This is a genomic window from Halomonas sp. BC04 (genome assembly GCF_000568385.1).
This window is the reverse complement of record NZ_AZQX01000043.1, coordinates 1-8,283: the sequence shown is the minus strand read 5'-3', so window position 1 is coordinate 8,283 and position 8,283 is coordinate 1. Positions and strand designations below refer to the sequence as shown.

8 protein-coding genes and 2 pseudogenes are annotated in these 8,283 nt (G+C 63.9%); 1 reads left to right on the top strand and 9 read right to left on the bottom strand.

Features of this window, described 5'->3' with window-relative positions; genetic code table 11:
* The 8 genes and pseudogenes from Q427_RS03445 to Q427_RS03410 all read right to left on the bottom strand — a co-directional run.
* The coding region (locus Q427_RS03445) for a zinc metallopeptidase (RefSeq protein ID WP_043511025.1) at positions 1-457 on the bottom strand (457 nt) is incomplete at its 3' end.
* Between the two features lie 128 nt (positions 458-585).
* The gene (locus tag Q427_RS03440; protein ID WP_043511021.1) at positions 586-1,695 is read right to left on the bottom strand and encodes an App1 family protein; all 1,110 of its coding nucleotides are present in this window, start codon (positions 1,693-1,695) and stop codon (positions 586-588) included.
* Positions 1,696-2,024: 329 nt separating this feature from the next.
* Positions 2,025-3,467 carry a sulfate adenylyltransferase subunit CysN gene (gene cysN, locus Q427_RS03435; RefSeq protein ID WP_043511019.1) on the bottom strand — a complete coding sequence of 481 codons (1,443 nt, stop codon included), beginning with the start codon at positions 3,465-3,467 and terminating at the stop codon, positions 2,025-2,027.
* Positions 3,467-4,439: pseudogene (gene cysD / locus Q427_RS03430) on the bottom strand (sulfate adenylyltransferase subunit CysD). Before cysD ends, cysN begins: the two are co-directional and overlap by 1 nt.
* A gap of 126 nt (positions 4,440-4,565) precedes the next feature.
* The gene (locus Q427_RS03425) at positions 4,566-5,288 is read right to left on the bottom strand and encodes a phosphodiesterase (RefSeq protein ID WP_043511017.1); all 723 of its coding nucleotides are present in this window, start codon (positions 5,286-5,288) and stop codon (positions 4,566-4,568) included.
* Positions 5,289-5,321: 33 nt separating this feature from the next.
* Complete coding sequence (locus Q427_RS03420; protein WP_043511015.1) at positions 5,322-5,768, bottom strand: DUF1249 domain-containing protein; 447 nt, start codon at positions 5,766-5,768, stop codon at positions 5,322-5,324.
* A gap of 1 nt (position 5,769) precedes the next feature.
* Positions 5,770-6,412: pseudogene (locus Q427_RS03415) on the bottom strand (NUDIX domain-containing protein).
* A 128-nt stretch (positions 6,413-6,540) separates the two neighbouring features.
* Positions 6,541-7,176, bottom strand: coding sequence for a hypothetical protein (locus tag Q427_RS03410; protein ID WP_043511012.1), 636 nt, complete (start codon positions 7,174-7,176; stop codon positions 6,541-6,543).
* A gap of 160 nt (positions 7,177-7,336) precedes the next feature.
* On the opposite strand from Q427_RS03410, the gene greB reads away from it, so the two are divergent.
* Positions 7,337-7,885: a transcription elongation factor GreB gene (gene greB, locus Q427_RS03405; protein ID WP_081785792.1), complete on the top strand. Its 549-nt coding sequence runs from the start codon at positions 7,337-7,339 to the stop codon at positions 7,883-7,885.
* Here the strand turns inward: greB and Q427_RS03400 are convergent.
* On the bottom strand, positions 7,855-8,283 hold a 429-nt coding region (locus Q427_RS03400), incomplete at its 5' end, for a methyltransferase (RefSeq protein ID WP_043511011.1). The two genes, greB and Q427_RS03400, sit on opposite strands and share 31 nt — an antisense overlap.

Genomic DNA, 8,283 nt, shown 5'->3' with positions numbered 1-8,283 from the left:
TCACCGCCGCCACCACCACGATGGCGAGCCCCCCCGGCAGGCGCGTCAGAATGAACAGGAAGGGCGCCGCCATCATCAGCAGTGCGCCGATCTTCTCGGCCTTCTGCGCCACACCCACCAGGCGGGACCGGGCGATCAGTGGCGCGTAGCCCTGATGGTGCTGGATCGCGTGGCCCACCTCATGGGCCGCCACCGTCACGGCGGTGAGGGAACGCCCCTCGTAATGATCACGGGAGAGTCGCACCCGCCGCTCCAGCGGGTCGTAATGATCGCCCTGCTCGGTCAGCTCCACCTTGACGTCCTCGATGCCCATACGCCTCAACAGGTGCTCGGCCAGTTCGGCGCCGGTCCCGGGATAGTCGTCCCGGCCGCGGGAGTGACGTGCCAGCACCCAGTTGGCCCAGGCGTTGGGAAGCAGGAAGATGGCCAGCAGCATGGCGATCAGTAGCACGATCATCGAGGGTTTCACTCCGGCAAGGCAGATCACGGCGTCTCAGGATTGGACAAAGCGTACCAGAGCGGGTTTCACGGTGCAGGATAGGCAGGGCTTAAACCCGCATGGCGCGATTCAGCCCCGCTGCTAGGCTAGTCCGAATCGTCTCGGGAGTCTCGACGAACCGCTTGCAGTCCGCCCTCGGAGATAAACCCCCGGTTACGGGCATGCTCCGCCATTGCCATGCTATCGATGGCGAGCCGCAACTCGCAGTCGGTATGCGCGATCTCCTGTCGCAGGCCTTCGATGGCGCGCTCGCGGTCTGCCTGGCTGTCGATGCGGCGGATGTAGACGGCCTTCACTCGCCCCGGATACTCCTTGACGATGCGAGTATAGACCTCGGGGTCATGCTGCCCGCTGTCGCCGATCAGTACGCAGGGCAAGTCTTCGAACAGGTCCAGCATCCGGGTTATCAAGGCGTACTTGTGCTCTTCGGCGCGGCGCGGCCAGGGCCTTCGCCAGGAAATGCCCCACTCACGCAGGAACAGGATCGGCCCCACCGGGATGTCATTCATCTGGAAGAACTCCTCGAGCATTTCGTAGATGCTCCAGGGGCCCCGTGACACATACAGGATCGGGCGGCGGGCCGCTTCACTCTCGCCAACATAGAGCGCCTGGTAGAAGGCGGCCACGCCGGGGAAGGCGGTTCGCTGATGCGCCGGCTTGACGAACAGCCGATAGAGCATACGCAGCTTGTTTGCCACGCCGGTATACATCACCGTGTCATCGATATCGCTGATGACCAGCAGGTCGGTGTCTTCCGGAGGAATATAGACATCGGTGAAGCTGTGGATGGGCTCCGCCCCATCATGGGTCACGACGTGAAGGTCGGCGCGATGCCATGAGGTATCCAGAGGCAGCGGGGCATGCAGCGCGATCTTCGCATTGAAATAGCCGTCCTGATCCGTCAACACCGTGACGTCGTTGCCACCCAGGGTGACATGCACCTTCACATCCGGCAGCCCGCGCCGCACGACGCGCCGCGCCACGTCGGCGATATCGCGCAGGGCGCCATAGGGCGGAATGATACGGCCCAGGCCCGCCTGGCGAAAAACACGCCCCATCAGGAATGCCTCCCGGGTGGAGCCATAGCCACGATAGGGGTGCACGACGGCACCGCCAAGGCCGCGATCGCTCTTCATCGGCCTGGCAATGGCGCGAAGCAGGCGACGAATCTTTCTCGGGGATTTGCGAGGCGCCATCAGGCGACGAACCCGGACGGAAAGTCACGCTGCGATCTCGATTCACTCAGTTCGACCTGCATGATGACTCTCCCTGTCCAGCCCATGTGACACCTGCCTGCGCGGTGTGCCTTGTCGCTGACCAGCCAACCGGCAGGTGTACTGGCCAGTGTGGCGCATTGCGCACCGAGTTCAAAGCAGACGGTGATCTCGAACAGGGGGATCCACGCCGACCCAGCCTGAAACGGGCCTTTGACCCATTGGCTGGAAAAGCGAATCGGCAGCCGAACGAACGAAGCCCCGCTGTATCAGCAGGGCTTCGAAGTGAACGTGAGGATTCCCCCGGATACTCAGCGTGTCAGCAAGTCGCGCACGTCCTTCGCCTCCCAGTGGGGGAAGTGCTTGCGCACCAGCGCATTGAGGTCCGCCTCGAAGGCCGCCCAGTCAACCTCGCCGCTCGGCTTCGCATCGACATCGACGATGGCGCGAATCATCCCCGCCCCCACAGTGACATTGGTCAGCCGGTCGATGACGATGAAACTGCCGGTACCGGGACTCTGCCCGTAGGGATCCAGGGCCACCTCGGCGGTAAGCTCAACGCGGCAGCGGGCAATGGCATTGAGCTCGAGCTGGTCGGTACCGTGCCGCTCCAGGGTGTTGACGTCCACCTGGTGATGAATGGCGCCTATCTGACCGGAGACCGAGAGCCCTGCCAGGCGAATATCGACCTGCCGGCCCGGCGCCAGGGGCTGCTCGTGCATCCAGACAATATCGGCATCGAAGCGGTTGGAAAGGGCAATATCGGCATCCTCGGCGACGATCCAGTCACCGCGGGAGATGTCGAGCTCGTCTTCCAGGGTGATGGTGACCGCCTGGCCCGGCCAGGCCGCGTCCAGGTCGCCGTCAAAGGTGACGACCCGCTCGATGCGGCTGGTCTTGCCCGAGGGCAGCACCTTGATCCCAAGGCCGGGGCGCAGCACACCCGCCTCCAGGGTGCCGGCATAGCCGCGGAAATCCAGGTTTGGACGGTTGACGTACTGCACCGGAAAGCGCAGGTCGACCACGTTGCGATCACGAGACACCTCGACGGTTTCCAGCAACTCCAACAGGGCCGGGCCGGGCTTGCCATCCACCATGTACCAGGGCGAGCGATCGCTGCGATTGACCACGTTGTCACCTTCCAGCGCCGAGATCGGCACGAAGCGGATGTCAGTGGCCGACAACTGCTCGGCGAAACGGCGATAGTCGGCCACGATCTCGTTGAAGCGTGCCTCGTCAAAGCCCACCAGGTCCATCTTGTTGACCGCGATCACCAGGTGCTTGATGCCCAGCAGGTCGGCGATGAAGCTGTGCCGCCGGGTCTGGGTCTGTACCCCATAGCGGGCGTCGATCAGGATGATCGCCAGGCTGGCGTTCGATGCCCCGGTGGCCATGTTGCGGGTGTACTGCTCGTGCCCCGGGGTATCGGCGATGATGAACTTGCGCTTGTCGGTGGAGAAGAAGCGATAGGCCACATCGATGGTGATGCCCTGCTCGCGTTCGGACTGCAGGCCATCGACCAGCAGCGCCAGGTCCACGGCTTCGCCGGTGGTGCCGCTCTTCTTCGAGTCCCGGGTGATGGCCGCCAGGTGGTCATCGAAGATCATCTTGGAATCGTGCAACAATCGGCCGATCAGGGTCGACTTGCCGTCGTCGACGCTGCCGCAGGTGATGAAGCGCAGCAGGTCCTTGTTCTCGTGCTCGTGCAGGTACTGATCGATATTGTCGGCAATCAGGCTGGACTGATGTGACATTAGAAGTACCCCTCGCGCTTCTTACGCTCCATGGAACCTGCCTGGTCGTGGTCGATGGCGCGGCCGCTGCGCTCGCTGGTGCGGGTCAGCAGCATCTCCTGGATGATCTCGGGCAACGTATCGGCCCTGGACTCCACCGCACCGGTCAGCGGATAGCAGCCCAGGGTCCGGAAGCGCACCCACTTCTCCTCGGGCACCTCGCCGGGTGCCAGCGGCAGACGCTCGTCGTCGACCATCACCAGCATGCGTCGCGCTCCACTACCGGGCGCGGTGCGGCGTAGTAAAGCGGCACGATGGGGATCTGCTCCAGATGGATGTACTGCCAGATGTCCAGCTCGGTCCAGTTGGAGAGCGGGAAGGCACGAATCGACTCGCCCTTGTTGATCCGGGCGTTGTAGAGGTTCCACAGCTCCGGACGCTGGTTCTTGGGATCCAACGGTGGAACTTGTCACGGAAGGAGAAGACCCGCTCCTTGGCACGGCTGGCCTCCTCATCGCGCCGAGCACCGCCGAAGGCGGCATCGAAGCCGTGCTTGTCCAGCGCCTGCTTGAGCGCCTCGGTCTTCATCACGTCGGTGTAGCCACTGGAGCCGTGGTCGAAGGGGTTGATGCCGGCCGCACGCCCCTCTTCGTTGATGTGCTCGATCAGCTCCATGCCCACATCCGCCGCCATGCGATCGCGGAATTCGATCATCTCGCGGAACTTCCAGGTGGTATTGATGTGCATCAGCGGGAACGGCGGCGGCCCGGGATAAAAGGCCTTGCGCGCCAGGTGCAGCATCACCGAGGAGTCCTTGCCGATGGAGTAGAGCATGACCGGATTGCTGAATTCCGCCGCCACCTCGCGAAGGATATGGATGGACTCGGCTTCCAACTGCTGGAGATGGGTCAGGCGCTGGGGCGAAAGAGGCGCTGGCGTCGTTGCGGCAGCCTGGGCGACCGGCTCGCGCGCGGGTGCATGAAGACTAGTCATCGGCCCGGGTACCTCGCATGACAAAGGGCAAGAAGGATCATGCGGTACAGGTTAACGCCGGAACCATAATAACGTAAAAGAATGATTGCCTATCTTTTTAGTCGATATGCGCATAACGCTGCGCTTTCAGAGGTCGACACGCTCCACCCAGGTCAACCACTCACTGTCGGTCAGATCCATGATGCGATAGCCGGGGCGCGAGGCCTCGTCGATGGCGAAATCGGCCGAGCCGGGCAGGAACTGGTCGGTGGTGGATGGGGTGCCGTAGACGGCAACCCCCTGCCGATGCGCGGCCAGCGCCTGGTGAATGTGGCCGCAGAGGATCATCCTCACCTGGGGAAAGTCCGCCAGTACCCGCCACAGCGCGTCGCGGTCCTTGAGGCCGATGGCATCCAGCCATTCCGAGCCCAGGACAAGCGGCGGGTGGTGCATCGCCAGCAGCGTGGGCCGGTCATCCGCCTCGAGGCGCTCCACCAGATCGGCAAGACGCGACGCCCCCACTTCGCCATGGGCGTGGCCAGGCACGCAGGTATCCAGCACCAGCAGGCGCCAGCCACCGAGGTCGACCTCACCGTGGATCGCCTTGACCGCTTCCATCAGCTGCGGCTGGTCGTGGTTGCCGGCCAACCAGTACCAGGGGCAGCTCAGGCGGGACAACACCCCATGGGCCAGCTCATAGGAGGCGGTGGACTCATCCTGGCTGATATCCCCGCTGACCAGGACCAGGTCCGGACGTTCGCCGATGGCAGCCTCCACGACCGCCTCGAGCTGGCGCAGGGGAAAGCCGGCCCGGGAGCGCGCCCGAGGGTCGGCATGGAGGTGGCAGTCGGTAATCTGGACAAGGCGCATCAGGGCAGCTCGATCATCAAGGTAACGACCTCTTCAAGGCAGTTCGGGCAGGTCGGCGGGGTGGCCATGAGCCAGGCCATGGGCCAGCCACTCGCCAAGGAAGCGATTGAGCTGCAACTTTTCGTCGGGCTGGAACATGCGCAGGTTGGGGTAGCGGTAGCGGCCGTCGAAGTGGCGCTCGCGCTGAAAATCGGTGACCTCGGCCATGCGTACGTCATGATAGAGATGCACCCGCATGCGCGGCGGCTCGATGATCCCATCCATGAGACCGCTCTGGGTGACCCGCACCATGGTGGTATAGGGCGCCTGCTCAAGTACTTCCAGATGCAGGACGCCGAAGCGGCCGTTGCGCCCGGTCAACTCCAGCTGACGGGTCTCGCCCACCCCCAGGTCGCCGAGCAGCCGGATCAGGCGCAGGTAGTTGGCACTGCATTCACCCTGCAGACTCTTCAGATCGGTCACATAGGCGGTTCTAGCCACGCTACCTCCTTGCTCTCAGTGACGCTCGCTCAGCAGACAGCCAGTAAAGTGAGATAAGACACATGGCATTGTCGAGTCGACCAGTCTGCAGGAGTTCCCAAGCTTGAATAAACGGTAACACGTGAACGCGGATGTCCTCATGTTCCTCGTCGAGCCCGTGCACCCCTCCCAACCCCCTGGAATCGACCAGGCGCAATAGAGGGTGACCCGCTCATCGCAGGCACCCGGCTCGGGTAGTAGGTATGCAGTTCGATCAATTCGTCGATGGAACAACCCGCCTCCTCCACGGCCTCGCGGCGGGCCACCTCGGCCCGGCTCTCTCCCGCTTCGACCAGGCCCGCCACCACCTCGAGCTTCCAGGGCGACACGGGATCGGCCAGTGCACCCGCGCGAATCTGCTCGACCAGTACGACGCAATCCCGCTCCACGTCATAGAGCAGCACCCCCACGGCATCATGACGACAATGCACCTCACGTACCACCTCGCCGCTCCAACCTCCTTCGAAGAGCCGATGACGAAGACTCACCTTCTCCAGGCGAAAGAAGCCCTGGTAGAGGCAGCGTCGCTCACGCAGCTCCACATCGGCCGCCGAAAAGGCGGGCAGAAGCGTGATATCGCGGCGCTGGTCGTGGGTACTGAACATGCCATTCTCCAATCGGCGAATGGCGACCATTATCATGACCGGGGCCCAAAATGCCAACTGCCGTGCAGTCAGGACGACCGGACGGCAGCAAAGGGAAGGGGCAGCAAGAGAGGATCAGAAAGCGAGGATCAGAGCGTCGCCAGCAGGGCCCGGGCCTCTTCCCGCAACGCCTCGTCGGAGCGCTCGCGGTCCGGGCGCGCCGTGCCTTCCACGGCACGCCGGGCATGTTCACGGGCCTCCGGACGGCGGTCTTCATCCTCCAGGAAAGCGGCATAGTAGTAGTTCACGTCGATGCCGTCCGGGCGAATCTCCAGCGCACGCTGAAACATCCGCTCGGCGGTATCGCTGTTGCCAAAGCCGACCGGGCGACCTGGCGCCCGGTCATAAAGCGCCCCCAAGGTCACGTACGCCGAACCGTTACCCCCTTGCGGATCGAGTTCGACGGCCTTTTCCAGGGCGTCGCGGGCACTGCGGGCACTGCCAAGGGCACCCAGGCCACTGCGCTCACGGGCATGGGAAGCTTCGATGATGCCATACCAGATCAGGGGCTGGGCCTCTCCGGGATACGCTTCTGCCAGGCTCTCGGCCTCATCGGCGAGCGACTTCAGGGCACGTCGACGATCGCCCTCGGCGCGCTGTGTATTGATCTGCTCCCAGCGCTGCTTGAGCGCTTCAACCTCACCTTCCCAAGCGACGGCGCTGCCTAGCGGGGCCAGCGCGATGCCGATGCCCAGTGCAACGGCAAGTAGATGGTGTCGAATCATGTCCGGTCTCCTTGGGGTTATTCTCGAACGGTACGACGGGGGTCGCTCATGCAATGTAACGAACGTTTGAATGAACTTCCAGTTCCCTTGTTCACCGCCTGGCCCGCAACGGGAGAATGGCGTATGTTGCGACACTCAGCCGTAACAGGAGTGGCATGGCATGAAGGGCCGCAACATGACCCGCTGGCGAGACCCGGCCAAGGATCCTCGCCAGGAACCCAAGAGCAATCTGATCACCCTCGAGGGGGCGGAACGCCTGCGGGGCATCCTCGATCATCTCTCCCGGGTGAAGCGGCCGGCCCTGTCGGCCAAGGTGGGCGAAGCCGCGGCACTGGGAGACCGCAGCGAGAACGCCGACTACACCTACAACAAGAAGGAGCTCAACCGGGTCATCGCCCGCATCCGCTACCTGACCAAACGCCTCGACGAACTGCAGGTGGTGGACCGGCTGCCGGCGGCGACCGACAAGGTCTATTTCGGCGCCTTCGTCACCCTGGAGGACGAGGAAGGCGAAGAGATGCACATCCGCATCGTCGGCCACGACGAGACCGACACCGCCAAGCGCTGGATCAGCGTCGACGCACCCTTGGCCAAGGCCCTGCTCGGCAAGGCCCTGGATGACGAGATCACGGTCAAGGCACCGGCGGGCGATACCACCTACATCATCACCGATATCGCCTACCGCGATCCGGCCACAGGGGCTCGATAGACCCGAAAGCGACGGTCGTCGGCAAGTATCTCGAAGCCGCCGAAGGCACGCTCCAGCAGGTCCGGGTACGGCAGGAAGGCATTGGCGACGAGCAGTAACCCGCCGCCAGGCAGTAGGTGAGCCGGCGCCTCGCGGATCAGGCGTCCGGCGGGGCCGTAATCGATGCTGCGCTCCTGGTGAAAGGGCGGATTGCTGATGATGGCGGCGAAGCGGCGCGCTTCCAGCGACGAGTAGACATCGCCGGCCAGTACCTCTCCTTCCAGCCCATTGGCGGCCAGCGTGCGCCGGGTCGCCTCGACGGCAAAGCCATTGATGTCCACCGCCGTGATCCTGTGGCCGCGCCGCGCCAGCCAGGCCGCCAGCACCCCATCGCCACACCCCATGTCGAGCACATCCCC

What these genes read in the sequence shown, in the direction of transcription:
- Q427_RS03425 (WP_043511017.1), bottom strand. Translation starts at nt 5,288, where the DNA reads ATGCGCCTTGTCCAGATTACCGACTGCCACCTCCATGCCGACCCTCGG.
- cysN (WP_043511019.1), bottom strand. Translation starts at nt 3,467, where the DNA reads ATGTCACATCAGTCCAGCCTGATTGCCGACAATATCGATCAGTACCTG.
- Q427_RS03440 (WP_043511021.1), bottom strand. Translation starts at nt 1,695, where the DNA reads ATGGCGCCTCGCAAATCCCCGAGAAAGATTCGTCGCCTGCTTCGCGCC.
- Q427_RS03410 (WP_043511012.1), bottom strand. Translation starts at nt 7,176, where the DNA reads ATGATTCGACACCATCTACTTGCCGTTGCACTGGGCATCGGCATCGCG.
- greB (WP_081785792.1), top strand. Translation starts at nt 7,337, where the DNA reads ATGAAGGGCCGCAACATGACCCGCTGGCGAGACCCGGCCAAGGATCCT.